At 40.2% G+C, this 17,065-nt stretch carries 16 protein-coding genes; 8 read left to right on the top strand and 8 right to left on the bottom strand.

Going from position 1 to position 17,065, the window contains the following annotated elements; translation table 11 throughout:
• The first annotated feature begins 100 nt into the window (after positions 1 to 100).
• The 4 genes from O3C63_04460 to O3C63_04445 all read left to right on the top strand — a co-directional run bounded on the left by O3C63_04460 (position 101) and on the right by O3C63_04445 (position 2,859).
• On the top strand, positions 101 to 637 hold the full coding sequence (locus tag O3C63_04460) for a hypothetical protein (GenBank protein MDA0772176.1): 537 nt from the start codon (positions 101 to 103) through the stop codon (positions 635 to 637).
• Between the two features lie 282 nt (positions 638 to 919).
• On the top strand, positions 920 to 1,477 hold the full coding sequence (locus tag O3C63_04455) for a hypothetical protein (GenBank protein MDA0772175.1): 558 nt from the start codon (positions 920 to 922) through the stop codon (positions 1,475 to 1,477).
• Between the two features lie 57 nt (positions 1,478 to 1,534).
• Complete coding sequence (locus O3C63_04450; protein MDA0772174.1) at positions 1,535 to 1,825, top strand: hypothetical protein; 291 nt, start codon at positions 1,535 to 1,537, stop codon at positions 1,823 to 1,825.
• The gene (locus tag O3C63_04445) at positions 1,789 to 2,859 is read left to right on the top strand and encodes a hypothetical protein (protein MDA0772173.1); all 1,071 of its coding nucleotides are present in this window, start codon (positions 1,789 to 1,791) and stop codon (positions 2,857 to 2,859) included. The genes O3C63_04450 and O3C63_04445 overlap by 37 nt, the downstream gene beginning before the upstream one ends.
• Here O3C63_04445 and O3C63_04440 read toward each other — a convergent pair.
• Positions 2,856 to 3,518 carry a transcription antitermination protein NusB gene (locus O3C63_04440; GenBank protein ID MDA0772172.1) on the bottom strand — a complete coding sequence of 221 codons (663 nt, stop codon included), beginning with the start codon at positions 3,516 to 3,518 and terminating at the stop codon, positions 2,856 to 2,858. The two genes, O3C63_04445 and O3C63_04440, sit on opposite strands and share 4 nt — an antisense overlap.
• Positions 3,519 to 3,661: 143 nt before the next feature.
• On the opposite strand from O3C63_04440, the gene O3C63_04435 reads away from it, so the two are divergent.
• From O3C63_04435 to O3C63_04420, 4 genes are all read left to right on the top strand, one after another.
• Complete coding sequence (locus tag O3C63_04435; protein MDA0772171.1) at positions 3,662 to 3,883, top strand: ferrous iron transport protein A; 222 nt, start codon at positions 3,662 to 3,664, stop codon at positions 3,881 to 3,883.
• Positions 3,871 to 5,778: a ferrous iron transport protein B gene (gene feoB / locus O3C63_04430; GenBank protein ID MDA0772170.1), complete on the top strand. Its 1,908-nt coding sequence runs from the start codon at positions 3,871 to 3,873 to the stop codon at positions 5,776 to 5,778. The genes O3C63_04435 and feoB overlap by 13 nt, the downstream gene beginning before the upstream one ends.
• 174 nt (positions 5,779 to 5,952) lie before the next feature.
• A complete protein-coding gene (locus tag O3C63_04425; protein ID MDA0772169.1) occupies positions 5,953 to 6,729 on the top strand; it encodes a flagellar hook basal-body protein in 777 nt (258 codons plus the stop codon).
• A 56-nt stretch (positions 6,730 to 6,785) separates the two neighbouring features.
• The gene (locus O3C63_04420) at positions 6,786 to 8,297 is read left to right on the top strand and encodes a flagellar hook-basal body complex protein (protein MDA0772168.1); all 1,512 of its coding nucleotides are present in this window, start codon (positions 6,786 to 6,788) and stop codon (positions 8,295 to 8,297) included.
• Between the two features lie 169 nt (positions 8,298 to 8,466).
• On the opposite strand, the gene trpB is transcribed toward O3C63_04420, so the two are convergent.
• From trpB to O3C63_04385, 7 genes are all read right to left on the bottom strand, one after another.
• A complete protein-coding gene (trpB, locus tag O3C63_04415) occupies positions 8,467 to 9,669 on the bottom strand; it encodes a tryptophan synthase subunit beta (protein MDA0772167.1) in 1,203 nt (400 codons plus the stop codon).
• A gap of 96 nt (positions 9,670 to 9,765) precedes the next feature.
• A complete protein-coding gene (locus tag O3C63_04410; GenBank protein ID MDA0772166.1) occupies positions 9,766 to 11,160 on the bottom strand; it encodes a leucyl aminopeptidase family protein in 1,395 nt (464 codons plus the stop codon).
• 104 nt (positions 11,161 to 11,264) lie between these two features.
• Positions 11,265 to 13,397 (bottom strand): M3 family metallopeptidase, encoded by a 2,133-nt coding sequence (locus tag O3C63_04405; protein ID MDA0772165.1) that lies wholly within the window; start codon positions 13,395 to 13,397, stop codon positions 11,265 to 11,267.
• Positions 13,398 to 13,448: 51 nt separating this feature from the next.
• The gene (gene panB / locus O3C63_04400) at positions 13,449 to 14,180 is read right to left on the bottom strand and encodes a 3-methyl-2-oxobutanoate hydroxymethyltransferase (GenBank protein ID MDA0772164.1); all 732 of its coding nucleotides are present in this window, start codon (positions 14,178 to 14,180) and stop codon (positions 13,449 to 13,451) included.
• Positions 14,180 to 14,884, bottom strand: coding sequence for a purine-nucleoside phosphorylase (locus O3C63_04395; GenBank protein MDA0772163.1), 705 nt, complete (start codon positions 14,882 to 14,884; stop codon positions 14,180 to 14,182). Before O3C63_04395 ends, panB begins: the two co-directional genes overlap by 1 nt.
• A gap of 318 nt (positions 14,885 to 15,202) precedes the next feature.
• Positions 15,203 to 15,847, bottom strand: a complete 645-nt coding sequence (locus tag O3C63_04390) for a DUF2817 domain-containing protein (protein MDA0772162.1) — start codon at positions 15,845 to 15,847, stop codon at positions 15,203 to 15,205.
• Positions 15,847 to 16,902, bottom strand: coding sequence for a transporter (locus tag O3C63_04385; GenBank protein MDA0772161.1), 1,056 nt, complete (start codon positions 16,900 to 16,902; stop codon positions 15,847 to 15,849). The genes O3C63_04390 and O3C63_04385 overlap by 1 nt, the downstream gene beginning before the upstream one ends.
• Between the last annotated feature and the right edge of the window lie 163 nt (positions 16,903 to 17,065).

The raw sequence follows: 17,065 nt of genomic DNA, 5'->3' as shown, positions 1-17,065 counted from the left end.
TAAGCTCCATTTATCAAAAACTCTAATCCTCAGACCTTATATAGGGGACGGACTTCGGATACCCTGAATGATAAAACACAAGGAGCAAGGGTAAATACCTATGGCAGAAGCGAATACTATTGAATCAAGGTTCATTTTTAAACAAACTGGAGCTGTAGCTCTTAATTACATCTCTGACGGGGAAGGGCAAAAGCTCGGATTCTCTAAGACAGATGAGGGTAATAATATAATTTTTACTAAAGACCTAGAAGGTATTGATGTTGCAATTGAACACTATCCGGACGGCACCAAGGTATTCCATATGGAAAAAGATAGCAAGGGCTTACCAGCCATGCATGAATTCAAGCCAGATGGTACTGAGTATATTTATCTATTTGACGCTGCTAAGCGTCTTGAAAAAATGGTTGAGATGAAAACCAATGGTGATAAGGTCACCACCTGGTTCTCAATCAAAGGCGAAAGTATCACTCAAGAACAAAGACAACAAGGCGGTATCTTGTTTTCAATGAGCGGCAACGGTCAAAAAGCAATGATTTGGTTACGCGTTGATGGATCTATAGAAAGCAATGGTTATCCTATGTTGATAGCTCATATCAAGATTGTGTTTTCGAAGTTTCTTGACGGTTTAGAAGCATAAATTGATACAAAGCAAAGCTTTGTATGGTTGCGTCCTAGCAAAGCTAGGACTGTTTGCGTTCGCCTTTCAGGCTCACTGGTTGCAGACGTTTCACGTCCTGCCTCTAGCATTAAAGAGCTTACTTTAAAGCATAAACGACAAAGAGCAGCGCGCGCAACCAGGCACGCAGTGCCGCAACCAGAGAGCCTGAAAGGCGAACGCAACCCAATTCTAGCAAACCAGGTTAAGAACCCGTTAACAAATTTCCCGTCAAACCCCTCTCACCACTGCTTTATATATAGCATGAGAGAAGTAAACACCAGAGTTTTAGTTAAAGAGAAAATCGAATCTAAATTCATTTTCAGTAAAGAGATTACCAATATCAGCAGCATCACTGACGCTGAGGGTGAGAAGCTAGCCTTCTCAAGGACTGAAGAAGGTAACCAAATTATTTTTACCCATGATACAGAAGGAGTCGAAGTGGCAGTCGAACATACCATGAACGGCGGCAAAGTTTTTCATCTATCCGAGGATTCCAAGGGGCTTCCTGCGATGCATGAATTCAGACACGACGGCTCTGAGATCATGTACTTATTAGACGCAAACAAAAAACTAGAAAAAAGCGTAGAATCCACTCTAGCAGGCGACAAAATTGCTACTTGGTACTACGACAACGGTGATGTTTTGATGCAAGAAGAAAGACAAACAGGTGGGACCTTGTTTAGATATATCAAAGACAATAACCAAGAAGCATTGATCTGGCTCAAAATTGACGGCAGCGCTGACGCTCATGGTGACAAAGAATTAATTGAAAGAATTCAACTTATATTTCGAGCTCAATTAGATGGTGTAATTTTTTAATTTCATAACCTGGTCTTAATACTAATTCTTTAAAGTATAGACAGAGAAATTAGCTAAATGGCAAGTCTAGGAAAAGTATTTCAAGGAATTAAAGGGGCCCGTGGTGGCTCGGCATCAAGTGGTGACAAAAAAACCACTGGCAGAGCTATAGCGTCCGTTAGCGGTTCTAGCGAAGACAAAAAACTGATTCGACAGACGGAACAACTGAAGTCACAGACACAGAAGCTGGTCAAACTAGTAAAACTAACACTAGGCAAAATCCAGCTACAATCTCTAATGAATTTCAAGACAATGCAGCAGTTGCCAAACTTTTGGACCCTAATGCACCACTTCGTGGTTTTTCAGTAGCAGGTTACGGAGCAGGTTTAGATCGAAGTCGAGCATACAAAGATCCTGTTGTGGCACAACAGAGTTTTGCCGAAGCACTAAACCCAAGTCAGTTTACTAATAGTTTGCCTGCAAGTGGCAGAATGGGACAAGCACCAATCAACTCTCAACAAGGTGCAAACAATGCTTGGGGTTCAGTTGGTGGTTCTGCACAAGATTGGGTGACTAATAGCTATAACTGGCTGACTGGTAACAACAATACAGGAAACTCATCAAATGGTAGTGTAGGTAGTGGGCATTATCACGCACCCAATGCCCCTGCTACAACCAAAGTTGGCTTCAATAATCTTAGTGAAAAGCAAGCACATGCGCTACAACACTATGCTTTAGACAATCAACTTACATATAGTTATAACAATGGAATGCATACTGTAGAAATCAAAGGCAAAACGGCAAGTGAAGAAGCGAGATACACAAAAGGAATGGCAGAGGTAATTGCAAATCCTCCTAATCATAATGATGGCACTCCTGCTAAAGCTAACGAACCAGAAAAAACCGAAGATAAAAAACCAGGATTGGCAGATTGGGCTCTCGCTGCAGCGAAAGTTGTTGCTCCAAAACTTACAGCTATCGGCGAAGCAACTGTTGACGCACTCAATAAAAAGACTGAGGACCAAAAGCCTGAAGCCACTATTAATGTCACTAACGCTGCTATGTCCGAGAAGAATGGCCAAAAAGAAAGTGAATCACCAAACTATAGATTAGCCCTACCTGGTCAAGTTGGTAGCGATGAATTTAATCTTGATAAACAATTTGGTAATCAGATAGACTCTGAATATCCTTCAAGCCCAGGACCAGAATTACTAACAAGCAAGCAAGAACCAGAAATTCAAGCTATGGCACTTGCTACGCCTTCAGAAACAACACAAAATGATACAGCAGCTCAGCAGACGCCTAATGAACAAGCTGCTACCAAAGAAGAAACCGTCACGCCAAAACCTACAGAACCTGAAATCAAAAAAGAAGAAAACACTGCAGCAGAAAATGACAGCTAGTCTTTAATCAATTTAACGATATCAGCAAGAACACCATTAATAAACTTGATACCCTCATCAGTTGAGTATTTATTTGCGATTTTGATTATCTCTGAAACAACGACAGTGTGAGGGATTGAAGAGCTGAGCATTTCAGCTGCTCCAAGCTCAATGAGTTTGCGTTCTGTTTTTTGAATACGATCGAATTTCCAAGATTGAGAAACTTCTTTGATAAGATTTTCAACCTCTTCTTTATTATTGATATATTTTAAAATCAACTCAAGTGTAAATTCTTTAGTGGACTCGTCATTGTAATGCCAATACAGCTCAGGCACTTGCAGGCTTTCACGCATCAAAGAGATACCTTGATAACACTTATCCAAGTGCTCAATAAATTCTTCAGTTTGTGGAACTTCAACTGAACGACTAGCTTGATTCAAACCTTCATTAGCTTCATGATCGATCTGATGCTCCATAAGAGCTCTTTCTGCCTTAATAAAATATGATTCCGCAGATTTGATATTTTCTTTGGCATGGTCTGCAAGCGTACGAATAGCAGACAAACAAATGGCGTGTAAATCCATTTTGGATAATTTGTCTGTGTTTACGTTTTCAGATTTCTGCGGTAGTTGGAACAATGCCAGAAATGCTAACTCTCGAGCCGCGCTGCGTTTTTCCATTCATCCAATTCTAACAAAAGCGTCTTTCATAATCTGCCAAGCCAAGCTAAAGCGTCTAGTCTTAATCAAATCTCCCTTTTCCCTTGTCCCATCCCATCTCCCCTATTTCTGCTATAGTTAATGAGAACTATTCTCAATTAGCTATGCAATTAGACCAAGCAAAATCAGGACAGAGCCTTCATATTCATGAGATCCCCAGCCAGCTCAAGGCTAATTTGATACGACTTGGAATTTGTGAAGGTGATAAAGTCTTCTGTTCTAGCAAAATCCCTGGTGGTCCGGTGGTCTTGCAAAAAGATCTGCAAGAAATTGCTATCGGCAATAGCTACGCCAAACTCATCAAGGTAGAACAATGCAAGAGCTAAAAACCAAAACTATTAATATCGCCTTGGTTGGCAACCCTAATGTCGGCAAGTCAGTAATCTTTAATTACCTAACAGGCATCTACGTTGATGTCAGTAATTACCCTGGAACCACGATTGAAATCACTAGTGCCAAAATCAATGCCACTGAAGAAGAGATTAATAAGTATCAACTTGAAGATTTTGAGATCAAACTAGTTGATAGCCCTGGTGTTTATGGCATCTCATCACAAAATGATGAAGAAACTGCGACTCTCACTTGTGTTGAGCAAGCAAATATCATCGTCAATGTTGTATCAAGCATCAGCTTGAGTAGAGATTTGTTTTTAACCAAGCAACTTGCCGATATGGGCAAACCGATGATCTTGGTTATTAACCAATGTGACGAAGCGAGAATTCGCAAAGTAGCAATTGACACAAAAGCACTCACCGAAGGACTTGGCTTAGATATTATAGAAGCAGTTGCAATCAAAGAAGAAGGGCTCGATAGCCTTAAAGCCAGTATCTTAAACTCAATCCACTACAGCAATAGCAAGATAGCGCAAGTCAAAACAGGCACGCTCTCAATTGCAGTGGAAAAAGAGATTGCTAGCTACTTAGATGATTGCCTAACTCGCTCTGAAGCCTTACTCAAAGCAGAAAACTCAAGTAACGAGAAACGAGAAACAATCTACAAAATCAGACGACAAGAAGTTGATGAACTAGTCAGCAAAGTCGTTAGTCAAAAACAATTCTCCAAACGTACTCTCGTTGGGCACTTATTACTGAATCCAATAATTGGATCAATCACTGCAGCACTGGTACTCTATCTATTTTTATTTCAGTTCCTTGGTGTTTTCATTGCTGGTACCGTAGTAGATTTCCTTGAAAACTCTGTACTCAACACCTATTACACTCCTGTGATAGAGAGGCTCGTGAGTCAAGTCTTCCCTGTCATTAAAGACAGCAACGATAACCTAATTCTAGAACAACCACTTGCCGCAATTGGCACTATGCTTGCTGGCGACTATGGTTTACTTACTCTTACTCCTACATACCTATACGCTTTATTGATGCCGCTAGTACTTGGTTTTTACTTTGGACTTGCAGTACTTGAGGATAGTGGCTATCTTCCAAGGCTTGCTGTTTTAGTTGATGGTGTTTTGAGTAAACTAGGTATGAACGGCAGAGCGATCATCCCACTTATACTAGGAGGAGGCTGCGTAACCATGGCAACAGTAACTACTAGATTATTAAGTAGCAAAAAAGAAAAAATCATCACCATGGCTTTACTTGGCTTGACGATTCCATGCTCAGCTCAGCTTGGTGTCATTCAAGGACTCCTGAGCAATATTGGAGGGCCAAAGCCATGGTTAGTCTGGGCTGGTACTTTGTTTATAGTTTTTGTCTTAACTGGAATGCTCTTAAACAAGCTGATACCAGGTGATTGCGGTCATTTTATTACTGACATTCCACCTCTACGTATCCCCCGCATCAACAATATCCTACAGAAAACTATCATTAGATCCAAGGTCTTCCTTGCTGAAGCTACGCCTGCTTTTTTTATTGCTGCAGCCGTAGTTGGTTCACTGCAAGTAACTGGCTTGCTCAAACTAGTAATTAAATACAGCGAGCCCATGATCACAGAAGTCTTGCTGCTACCTAAAGAAGTCGCTATTAGCTTTATTTTAGGGATGGTAAGAAGAGATTTTGGCGCATTTGGTTTGATGGATATTTCAATGACAGATTCTCAACTTGTAACAGCTTGCGTTGTGCTGACTTTGTTTGTGCCTTGTATTGCCACTGTGGCAATCATGATCAAAGAACAAAATTTTAAAATAGCGATGGCCATTTGGCTAAGTTCTTGGTTCCTTGCATTTGGTTTCGGTGCATTACTTGCAAGGCTACCTTTGCTGTAAATCATCCTAAAACAGCAGAATCGACTATCAACTATAGGTCAGAAGGACCAAAACACCTTATTTTTCAACAAATTGGGCCATCTAATTTCACATAAATACGCCAAAAGCCTAAGTTCAAAAAAGGCTAATTTTGCGGATAATGACAATGAGCCAGCAAAACTCAAAGGAATATTTATGTCGTTCAGCACACTCAAACTTTCATCATCATCAATGAGCAGCATTCAAACTGCTATCGATGCAATCGCACACAATATTTCTAACGTTAATACTACAGCTTTTAAAGAAAACAAACCTCAATTCACAAATGTTGTAAGCAAGCTTGGTTCTGCAGCAGGACATAGTTATTCTGGAACTGCAATTGCTTCAATCAACGCTGACTTTAGCCAAGGCAATCTAAAACAATCCAATTTAGTTACTGACCTTGCAATAAACGGCAAAGGATTTTTTACACTACAAAGTACAACTGGTGACGTGGTTTATACCAGAGCCGGTCATTTTAGTTTTGATGGTGAAAACTCATTGGTAGATGCCAATGGTAATTACGTTCTGTCAACAGGAGGATCAAGAATCGTTGCACCTATAGCAACAGACACTCTTGAGATCACCTCCGCAGGAGAAGTTAGGATTCTTCTGGAAGGTGATACCGTACCTCAAATCTTGACACAAATTCAACTTGCAAGTTTTGTAAATCCACAAGGCTTGGAAGCAATTGGCAACAGCCAATATCGTGAAACTGTTAATTCAGGCTCACCACAATTCTCAGCTGCAGAAGAATCAGGCACAGGCACAGCAGGTAGCCAAATGATTTCTGGAGCACTTGAATCATCGAACGCTGACTTAAGTACCAATATGGTTGATCTGATTGCATACCAAAGATCTTATCAATCGATATCGCGTGCTACTCAAACCGCTAATGACATAATCGAAACAACATTAGCATTGGGTAGATAAAACTGACGCTCACGTGGAGCTAAAACACAACGGGAACCAAAGCAAAGGAGAAGAAAATGCCAATCCCATCACTATTTACAGGAGCAGGTGCACTTAGCACTCAGCAAAACGCCATATCGGTTATTGCTAACAATATCGCCAACGTCAACACGACTGGTTTTAAAGGCTCAAGCGTACACTTTTCAGAGGCGATTAGTAGTAGCAAAAGCACATCTTCAGCACCATCACTAACCAAAGGTGGTCAAAATCCTTCGCAAATTGGTACTGGATTACAATTGAGTGATATCAATACCATCTTTTCTCAAGGTTCGCTAAAGCAAACTGGTAACGTTACCGACTTAGCTATTTCAGGAAATGGTTTCTTTGTAATTTCTGGTTCAACACCAGATGGTAGCTCAGAAATTATTAATCCGGAGTACTCTAGAGACGGTCACTTCTTACTAGACGCTGACGGGAACATCGTTACAGCAGATGGTGCCAAAGTTATGGCAGCAACTCTTTACGACCACGCAACTGGCAAAGTCAAATCTATTAGCGGTTATAGTGCAATCACTTACTACACGGATCAAACAATTGGTCCAGCTGGTAGCCCTTCGATGTATCCCAATGATGCTGGAACTTCACCCAACTTGGCTGTACCAACACCAGTAATTACTAATGTAATTGGTGCAACACCAGTCTTTGATGCAGGTGTAATCTCAGAGATCAGTGTTCGTGGTGGACTAGTGGATGCAACAACAGGTGTAACCACAGCAACTCCAGGAGATTTAACTATTTCAAGAAGAGACGACAATAAACTATTGTTCACTTTTGATGATGCCAACGGTGGTACTTCTACTGATTTATTCTCTGCAGCAATTGATACTAATGCATCAATTCTTGATGGTGTCCTTTCTTTTGAAATGACTAATTCAGCTGGTGCACAAATTCAAATGAGGATTAGATTGGAACCAGGAGTTGATTCACTTGAAGATGCTTTTGCAACAATTGAATATGATTCAACTTCACAAACCAGTGACACAATGGTTTTTGAAGGAACTTCAACCAATGGTGGTCCAAATGCTCAAACTGGGTCTGATATTACTGTTGGTAATGATGACTTTGCATACATGAAAGTTGCAGATATCACGGATCTTTATTCATCAATCAAAATTCCTAACTTCTTGTATGATCAAGACTCAAGCTTGGAAAGAGAAACTAATAGTTTTACTATCAGTTCAAATGGAACAGTGGCAATCATTGGTCCAACTTCTGAAGAGTTAAAGATTGGAAGAATATTAATCAGCAACTTTATTAACCCTGATGGTCTAACCAGTACAGGAGCTAATAGATTTGCCCAGACTTCAAACTCTGGTTTAGCTGCAGTTTCAGTGATAGATGGTCCATTCAATAGAAATGCACGATCTATCAATGCAACACAGTTGGTGTCAGGTGCGCTTGAAGCATCCAACGTCAATATCGCAGATGAGTTTGCGCAACTAATTGCCTTCCAAAGAGGTTTGCAGTTTAACGCAACAACAATTCAAAGGTCAGATGAAATACTCCAGACCCTAATTAACCTAGGATAAGCTTGAAACATTAAAACGGATTCTTGTGGAAGGAAAAAATTGAGCTTATTCTCGTGGGAGAAAAGAGATGGGAGTAAAAACCCATCTCTTTTCTTTTGTGTGTGGACTCATCCCAGAAGACCCTATGCATTGATTTTTAGTAAATCAGCTTTGTACTTTGGCAACAACTCTATTTTAAATCTCGTATCTGCTGCAGATCCTTATCCCCTCTACCAGAGAGGTTTAAAACAATAACATCATCGGCTTTTGTCTTGAGTTTTTCTAGATATGCCAGAGCGTGTGAGCTTTCAAGTGCTGGGATAATCCCTTCAAGCTTGCAAAGTAATCTAAAAGCAGCAAGCGCTTCTTTATCAGTGATAGCCTGGTATTCAACTAACTTAGCATCATGAAGGAAACTATGTTCTGGACCAATACCTGGATAATCCAAGCCAGCAGAAATACTATGCGCTTCTTGTATTTGCCCATATTCATCTTGCAAAAGATAGCTCTTAGCACCGTGCAATACTCCTGGTTTGCCTTTGGAAATAGACGCAGCGTGCTTGCCTGCAAGCCCTTCTCCAGCGGCTTCTATGGCGATTAATTTAGTTTGTCCTGATTTGGCTTCTTCTAAATAGGGGTAGAAAATACCCATGGCGTTGCTACCGCCACCAACACAAGCCAAAATGTAATCAGGACAACACAAGTTCTGAACATCAGAAGCCGCGCCGTAAATCTCGCGCAACTGCTCCTTGGTTTCTTCACCAATAATCTTCTGAAAATCTCTCACAATAGTCGGATAAGGATGCGGACCAACTGTACTCCCAATAATATAATGCGTAGAAATGACATTGGTAACCCAATATCTAATAGCTTCAGAAGTTGCATCTTTAAGAGTCCTAGAACCAGATTCAACGGGAATAACTTCAGCACCCAATAATTCCATTCGATAAACATTAGGTGCTTGTCTTTTGATGTCTTCAGCCCCCATAAAAACCTTGCAGTCTAAATCAAATAGTGCACAAGCCGTAGCTGTAGCAACTCCATGTTGTCCTGCCCCTGTTTCAGCGACAATAAGTTTTTTACCAAGACGCTTAGCAAGCAAGGCTTGTCCAATAGCATTATTGATTTTATGAGCGCCAGTATGATTGAGATCTTCACGCTTGAGATAAATCTTGCCGCCACCATAATGCTTGCTCAGTGATTCAGCGTAATAAAGCGGAGAAGGTCTACCGACATAATTCTTCAAGTAGTAGCTTAATTGATCTTGAAAATCCTTATCTTCGATTGCTTCAAGGTAGCAAGCCTCAAGCTCAGCCAAAGCAGGCATCAGGGTTTCTGGCACAAATTGTCCGCCATATTCTCCGAAGTATTTTGCTAACTTTAATGTCGTCATTGCAAGGAGGGTGGGACCCGACGTGGCAAACTAATGCAGAAATTTAAAATCGACTAGATTGCTCCGCCCTTAGGGCTCACTATGACAATGATAACACTAACTAATCGATAATATATAGTTAACTAGCCCCTTCACCCCAAATCCCGTAGCACCCTTGTAAGCCCAAAGTCCATCATTCTCTAAGAAACCAACTCCAGCAATATCAAGGTGCAGCCAATCGATACCTTCTCCAACAAACTCCTTCAAGAAGATTCCAGCACAAAGCGCATCTGGCCTGGTGTTGCAATGCTTGATATCAGCGATCTCAGATTTAAGTGAATCTTTGTAATATTCGTATAAAGGCATTAACCACAATTGCTCACCTTCTTTAGCGAAAGACTTTTCAACTTCTTTAAAAAATTCTGCGTCACCCATTGCACCTGCTGCTGCTTCACCAAGAGTTGCAACTATTGATCCAGTCAAAGTTGCAAGATCAATAATCTTGTTTGGTTTAAGACTACTGGCATAGCTCAATGCGTCAGCCAAAACCAATCTACCTTCTGCATCTGTATCCACAACCTGAATAGTTTTGCCGTTCATTGCTTTAAGAACGTCACCAGGCTTGTAACTGCTAGCACCAAAAGCATTTTCTGCAAGTGCCATCACGCCAGTAACCTTGACATTGGAACCAACTTTATTCGCGAGTTTAATCAGTGTCTTGATTACAGACAAGACTGTTGCAGAACCAGCCATATCTGATTTCATATCAAGCATATACTGCGTAGGTTTGAGGCAAAGTCCACCAGTATCGTAGGTAATTCCTTTACCAACTATTACAATATGTTCTTGTTTCTTGGATTTGCTTACCTTGGTACCAGTAAATTCAAGACTAATCATACGTGGATGATAATCAGCGCTTGAATTGGCTATTGATTCAGCACCAACAGCAAGTAAAGCACCCATACCCATTTTTTGAGCTTGGGTTGCGTCAATCACCTTGCATTTGACTTGCTTAGAGCTTGCAGCAAGCTCTTCAGCGAATTTTTGCATTTGTCCAGGATGAATAGTATCAGCATTCGATGAAACTATATCCCTACAGAATTTAACTCCAGAGATGATATCATCACGAAGTTTTGAATTAAAACCATCTGGTTTCTTTTGTTTAAAAGCAAGTCTTTTAACTTGTACATGACGATCAGCAGCTGATGTTTTGTATTTATCAAAGAGAAAACTCTTTAACGCAATCATTTCATAGAGTACTTCTGCTTCTCTTGCATCCAAATTGTTTACATCTATCTCAACTTCTGTTTCTGAAACAGATTTCCAGTCAATATCAGATACTCTTTTGCGAATTTTGGCTAAGCTAAGCTCTGACTTTGGTCCAAGATAGAGCTTGATCTTGCGGTCTTCTGGAGAATAGATAGCGTTTGAAACCTTACGCTCATTTAAACCAGGATCTTCATCAAAGCCTGGAGGATTTTTTATAACTACTTCTAAACTGAGCTTGGACATATAAGTATTATAACCTCTTACAAGAGACTGTTCCAAAATTGTCAAATGCAAGGCTTGCGAAGTGCTGACAAGGCTGAGTTGACTGAACCGTCAATGATGACTTGTTAGCTTGAGCGTAACGCAGCAGTTGGCGATTTTGGGGCTGTCTCAAGTCCCATTCGTGATAGCAATGCATCCTCACTTGGCTCACGTCCCATAAAGTCCTTGAATAAATCCATTGGCGGCTCGGCATCGCCACGCTCAAGTATTTTCTCTTTGTATTCCTGTCCTAATTTAGGATTGAGCACACCCTCTTTTTGGAAACGAGAAAATGCATCAGCCTCAAGCACTTCAGCCCACTTATAGCTGTAATAACCAGCTGAATAACCACCAGCAAAGATATGAGAGAACGAACATGGAAAATTAGTTCCTTCCCAAACAGAAAAAACACCATTCTGGGCAACTATCTCTTTAAAAATATCATTCGGGCTGCGGCTATCCTCTGCTGATTCACGCATATGAATAGCAAAATCAAATAACGAAAACTCCAATTGTCTTATACAAGCGAGCCCTTCATTGAAAGTTCTGGCAGCAAGCATTTTGCCTAATAGTTCGTCAGGAATAACCTCTCCAGTTTGATAATGCTTTGCAAATGTAAGCAGAGATTCTTTTTCCCAAGAAAAGTTTTCATTGAGTTGCGAAGGTAGTTCAACAAAATCCCACTCAACATTGGTACCTGAAAGTGGTTCCAATTCTACTTTCGAGAACAGATGATGAAGAGCATGACCAAACTCATGGAAAAGAGTTACTACTTCTATATGAGTTAGCAAGCTTGGGTGAGTATCAGTTGGTTTAGTCAAGTTACATACCAATGTACACTGTGGCAAAATTTTGGTTCCGTCACTCTCAATGCATGCACCGACCAAAGGCATTACCCATGCGCCTTGACGCTTGATATCACGAGGATAAAGATCCATATAAAAAGTCCCAACGATAGAGCCGTCTTTGTTTTGAACCTGGTAGACCTCAACATCTTCATGCCAAGTAGATACTGTATTAATCCTCTCCAACTTAATTGAATAAATAGTTTCAGCAATCTCAAACATGCCCTTAATCGTATTTCTCAATTCAAAATATGGCTTAGTTAAATTAGTGTCAAAATCATACTTGGCTTTGCGAAGCTTCTCTGAAAGATAGTCTCTGTCCCAAGGATAAACATCATTTAGATTATTCTCTGTATTTTGATAGCCTATTTGTTTTTGAAATTCAATCAGCGCTTGATATTCTTTTTGCGCCAATGGCTTAGCTTTAATCCCGAGTCTTTGAAGAAACTCTTTTACTTTCTCTGGGCTTGGTGCCATTTTAGTTTGCAAACTAAGCTCTGCATAATTCTTATAGCCAAGCAAATTAGTTTTACGAAGCTTGGCAGCATAAATGGCATTGATCAAAGGTTCATTATTTAATGAGCCAGCCTTATCTCCTCCACTCAGACCGCGGCTAGCTGAATCAGTTGCCTTGGCGAGGTATTGTATATAGAGCTGCTTACGCAAATTACCGTTATCAGCAAACTTCATAAAAGGTCCATACGAAGGATAATCCAGGTTGAAAAGCCAAGCTCCAACAGGGATTGAAGCTGCATGCTCGCGCATCTCATCAGCCTTACGTTTTGCTCCGTCAATAATATCCTCAGGCAAACCTGCTAAATCAGATTTGTCAGTAACAATCAATTCAAACTTGGAGTCAGTAACGTTGTCAGAAAACTTTTGTGAAAGGTCTGAGAGTTTGAGGTTAAGAGTTTTAAATTCTTCTTTTTCTTTGCCTTCAAGCTCGGCTCCAGAAAGCTTGAAATCTAATATAGTATTTTCAAGATGACGCTTCTTCTCACCAGTCAATGACTTGGCTTCAGTTGTCTGTGAGTAATCCTTGATAAGTTTGTAGACACGCGGGTCAAGCGAATAGTTATTATAAAACTCAACAACAAGTGGACGAGCTTCATTAGCGGCATCACGAATATCATCCTTGCCCATAAGACTCAAAAGATTCTCCACTGGTGTCCAAACATTGCCGATATGGTTTTCCATTTCAACTAAAGCATGAATAGTATTGGCAAAATTGTATTCAGAAACTGGCAATTCCAGTATTGCTTCAAGCTGGGCTTGAGATTTATCAATTGCTACTTTAATTGCAGGGACTATATCTTTGGCTTGAATTTCAGCATAAGGCGCAAATTCACCATAATCTAATAAAGGGTTGGTCATTGAAATATTATAGGTCATTTAGCTGCAGGTGGCTATATCTAGCCCTTGAACTTAGTATGACTCTGCTTCAGCAGGAAAATCCCCAGCTTTGACATCTTCAATATATTTCTTAAATGAACTCAGCATATCTTTATACTGATTAGAATAACGGCGCAAGAATTTGGGATTCATTAAATTATAACGCCCAAGCATATCATCAGAAACCAATACCTGACCTGAGCAACCCGCACCAGCACCAATACCTATAGTTGGAATCTTGATAGCTTGGGTTATTTCAGCAGCGATCTCACTTGGTACCATTTCTAAAACTATAGCCATAACTCCATGCTCTTCAAGCTTGTGAGCATCTTCTAATAATTTCTCTCTATCTTTAACCAAGGCAGGTTTATCAAAACTTTGTGGAGTATAACCAAGATGACCCATCACTTCAATTCTTTCTTCACGTAACTTGCGAATCAAACGCAATGTATCTTTTTCAGCATTTTCGATTTTAACGATGTTGGCACCAGCAATAATAATTTGCTCTGCGGCTTTCATTGCTTCAATTATTTTTTTATTGACTGCCTGTAACGGCATATCAGTAATAATTTTGGCTTGCGGCGCTCCTCGCCTCACAGCACGAGTGGTAATCAGCATCTCACCAAGACTCACAGTCTGTGTATTAGGGTAACCAAGCCCAACCATTGCAAGCGAATCACCGACAAGAATATAATCAATACCAGCCTCAGCAAGGGCTCTTGCTGTGTTGAAGTCATAAGCTGTTAGCATGGTGATTTTGGACATTAATTTATTCCTAATAGCTTAGTTAATTTTGCACTCGCATTCTTGGCAGCAAGCAAAACACCTTCGTGTCCAAGATCCTCTGTCTTGCCGTAAACATTAGTGATTACACTTATTGCAGTAATCTTGAGCTGATTTGCAATCGCAACTTCAAGCTCAGGAGCTGTCGACATACCAACAGCATCAGCACCAAGCTTACGAAACAAAGCAACCTCAGCATCTGATTCGTAGTTTGGGCCATGAACGGCAACGTAATTACCATGATGCTCAGTAGCTAGTTTATCAGTATCAAACTTAATCACTTGCTGAGTCAAAGCCTCTAAGTTACCGCGCTTCTTACCTGGTCGAATAAAATCCAGATAGCCTGTAATCTGCATCAAGTCACCAACCTGATAACTAGAATTAATTCCACCAGCTGAATTAGTGACAATCAATTCTTTAATTCCATTATCAACAATAAACTGAGTGGGAAAACAAGCTTGCTGCCAAGTAAAACCTTCATAAAGATGCGCGCGTCCTCTTAAAACCCAAAGCTCTTCATAAATATCAAGAACTCCTTTGTGACCTTTGACTTTGCCAAGCGGCCAGCCAGGAATGTCAGCATAAGAAATTGAGGCAATCGGTTCTTTGCCTTCATAAACAGAAACTCCTGAACCAAGGATAATGGCTTTTTCACAAGCTGATTTTTTAATAGCTTCAAGTGACATCAATTAAACAATTGTACACTAAAATAATCTTGTTTGAGTTTAGTTCTAGTTGTAATTGAATCTTCCTGTTTGTACCTTGAAGCTAATTTCAAAACGAATTTCCCGAAAAATGGCTTCGGCTCAGTTAAATACAAGACTCAGGCACATTTTTTGAAAGTCAATTCTACCACGCAACGCAGAATTGACTTTCAAGCTATATAACGCCTCCAGGCATTTTTCGGATAAATTGTTTTGTAATTAGCTTCTTGAGATTCAGGTAAAGAAATTGAGTTTTCAGAAAAGTCTTTCAATGAACTAAATGTTAAAGCTAAGCAAGGATTAGCCTGAAACCATTTTGTCTATTGCCTTGGCAAGCTTGATACCATAGCGCTGCCAAGTCTCCTCATTATCTAAGTTGTCATCCAACTCCAATGTCATACAGTCAATGTTATTTTCTTTGCAGTAACTACCAAGTGAACCTGGTGTTGGATAACCAATATCTCTAGTCAAAGGTAATTCAAGTCTATCAGCAAGACTTTGCGCAAATTCAAGAGACTTATCACTGCCATCATAATTCAATTGGGGCTCGTTAGCGTTAGCAACAAAATGATTTGTGTGAATAGAAACTATTTTACATAAACCATAATTAATTATACACTGTTGAATTATTTCGATTAGAGCTTTGGTCTCTATTTCACTTGCTGCATGATTACCTGGATAGTAGCCTGGGTGAGAGTGTTTTGCACTCCAATTACTTGAAGGCATATTGCGATTGAGATCTACTCCATTAGCATTGCCGCGAGTGCAATGCTCTAAACCATAACGATTAAGATCAGGAATAATATCTATTTTTTCACCTTGATAAAAATCAAAAGGCTCTGATGACTTGAGTTTCAACCCCAAGATCTCGATTAATTGACGTGCGACATAAGTAGACTGAGGTTCTTGTCCATGAGTGCCAGCTATTATTAAAATCTTATCCATTAAAAATTCGTTGCCACACTAAACGACAACTGTAAATCTGATCCACCTTGAATTCCATTAATATCTTCAATCACAGGCATACTCACACTTAAATTATAAACCCAATTATCATCCATCACCAAACGCAAACCTGGACTAAGATAGACTGTTGTGCCGCCATGATTAGGAATTACCACTCCTGATTCTTCGGGAGCTTCTTGCCATAATGTATTTGCTTCAAGAATCAAATCCCATGATAAATGCTTGCCAAGTACATGCTCAGGAAATATCTTCTCAAGAGTCCGGTGAAACCTACCATGACCACTGTGATCATCATGCTCAATATGACGGTGTTCAAACTGATCTTTGTGATCGTGATTAATCGCATAACTAATTGCAGCATTGTAATAAGCCAAGTCTCCAGTTACAGTATCCTGGGATCCTTCTGTCGATAACTTATACAAGAAGTTAGAATCTATACCAAACTTGTCAAACTGCTTACTAAAAGCAATACCAAACAAGGGGTCAAAAGAACCTGAACCTGGTTGATTGAGAGCCTCAAAACGCTCACCAGTATCTCCAACAACTTTAGTTGCCCCAGTAGGCAGCTCAATTCCTCCAATCAAAGCTGACTGAAAATTATGATTATCATAAAACTTATACTTGGACATAACCATCAAATCACCAAAGCCAATACTGTCCCCAAGCTGCTCAAGTCCATCATGCACTTCTCGAAAATCCAAACTAATAATGAAAGGCAAAGAAACACCAATGCTCCATTTATCAGTAATTCCATGATTAACTGCAAGCACAGGACTTAGAGAACCATAATTATCATCAGCATGTTCATCATTACGAATCAAAGTACTTAAATCATTAGGGGCAATTCTGCCTGAATTATGGAAACCCAAGCCGAGACTCACGCTAGTAGTACCTGGTTGCATGCCATAAGCAGGGACAGTAATAATGGGACCAGCCAAACCCGTTCCCTGAAGGGAGCTACAGCCACAAGCACCGCCGTGGGCCTGAACGGCTACAAATTGAAACAACAATACTAATACTAAAAATATTCTCACTAGAAACTATTATTCAACGCTGAATCTGTCGCTGCTGCTGCACACACTGGCGAACCGCAACAACCACAAACAGCTCCAGTCATACTAGCAAAAACAGAGCTCTTCCCAAAAATTCCAGACAAAGATTTTAGTATTTGATCAAAACCTACAAAACCAGCACTGG

This window comes from Cyanobacteriota bacterium, assembly GCA_027618255.1.
Taxonomy (GTDB): Bacteria; Cyanobacteriota; Vampirovibrionia; order LMEP-6097; family LMEP-6097; genus JABHOV01.
Note: the sequence above shows the minus strand (reverse complement) of the source record. Positions and strands in the feature narration are given on the sequence as shown.

What these genes read in the sequence shown, in the direction of transcription:
- O3C63_04440 (MDA0772172.1), bottom strand. Translation starts at nt 3,518, where the DNA reads ATGGAAAAACGCAGCGCGGCTCGAGAGTTAGCATTTCTGGCATTGTTC.
- panB (MDA0772164.1), bottom strand. Translation starts at nt 14,180, where the DNA reads ATGTCCAAAATCACCATGCTAACAGCTTATGACTTCAACACAGCAAGA.
- O3C63_04405 (MDA0772165.1), bottom strand. Translation starts at nt 13,397, where the DNA reads ATGACCAACCCTTTATTAGATTATGGTGAATTTGCGCCTTATGCTGAA.
- O3C63_04425 (MDA0772169.1), top strand. Translation starts at nt 5,953, where the DNA reads ATGTCGTTCAGCACACTCAAACTTTCATCATCATCAATGAGCAGCATT.
- O3C63_04460 (MDA0772176.1), top strand. Translation starts at nt 101, where the DNA reads ATGGCAGAAGCGAATACTATTGAATCAAGGTTCATTTTTAAACAAACT.
- O3C63_04390 (MDA0772162.1), bottom strand. Translation starts at nt 15,847, where the DNA reads ATGGATAAGATTTTAATAATAGCTGGCACTCATGGACAAGAACCTCAG.
- trpB (MDA0772167.1), bottom strand. Translation starts at nt 9,669, where the DNA reads ATGACGACATTAAAGTTAGCAAAATACTTCGGAGAATATGGCGGACAA.
- O3C63_04410 (MDA0772166.1), bottom strand. Translation starts at nt 11,160, where the DNA reads ATGTCCAAGCTCAGTTTAGAAGTAGTTATAAAAAATCCTCCAGGCTTT.
- O3C63_04455 (MDA0772175.1), top strand. Translation starts at nt 920, where the DNA reads ATGAGAGAAGTAAACACCAGAGTTTTAGTTAAAGAGAAAATCGAATCT.
- O3C63_04450 (MDA0772174.1), top strand. Translation starts at nt 1,535, where the DNA reads ATGGCAAGTCTAGGAAAAGTATTTCAAGGAATTAAAGGGGCCCGTGGT.
- O3C63_04420 (MDA0772168.1), top strand. Translation starts at nt 6,786, where the DNA reads ATGCCAATCCCATCACTATTTACAGGAGCAGGTGCACTTAGCACTCAG.
- O3C63_04395 (MDA0772163.1), bottom strand. Translation starts at nt 14,884, where the DNA reads ATGTCACTTGAAGCTATTAAAAAATCAGCTTGTGAAAAAGCCATTATC.
- O3C63_04435 (MDA0772171.1), top strand. Translation starts at nt 3,662, where the DNA reads ATGCAATTAGACCAAGCAAAATCAGGACAGAGCCTTCATATTCATGAG.
- feoB (MDA0772170.1), top strand. Translation starts at nt 3,871, where the DNA reads ATGCAAGAGCTAAAAACCAAAACTATTAATATCGCCTTGGTTGGCAAC.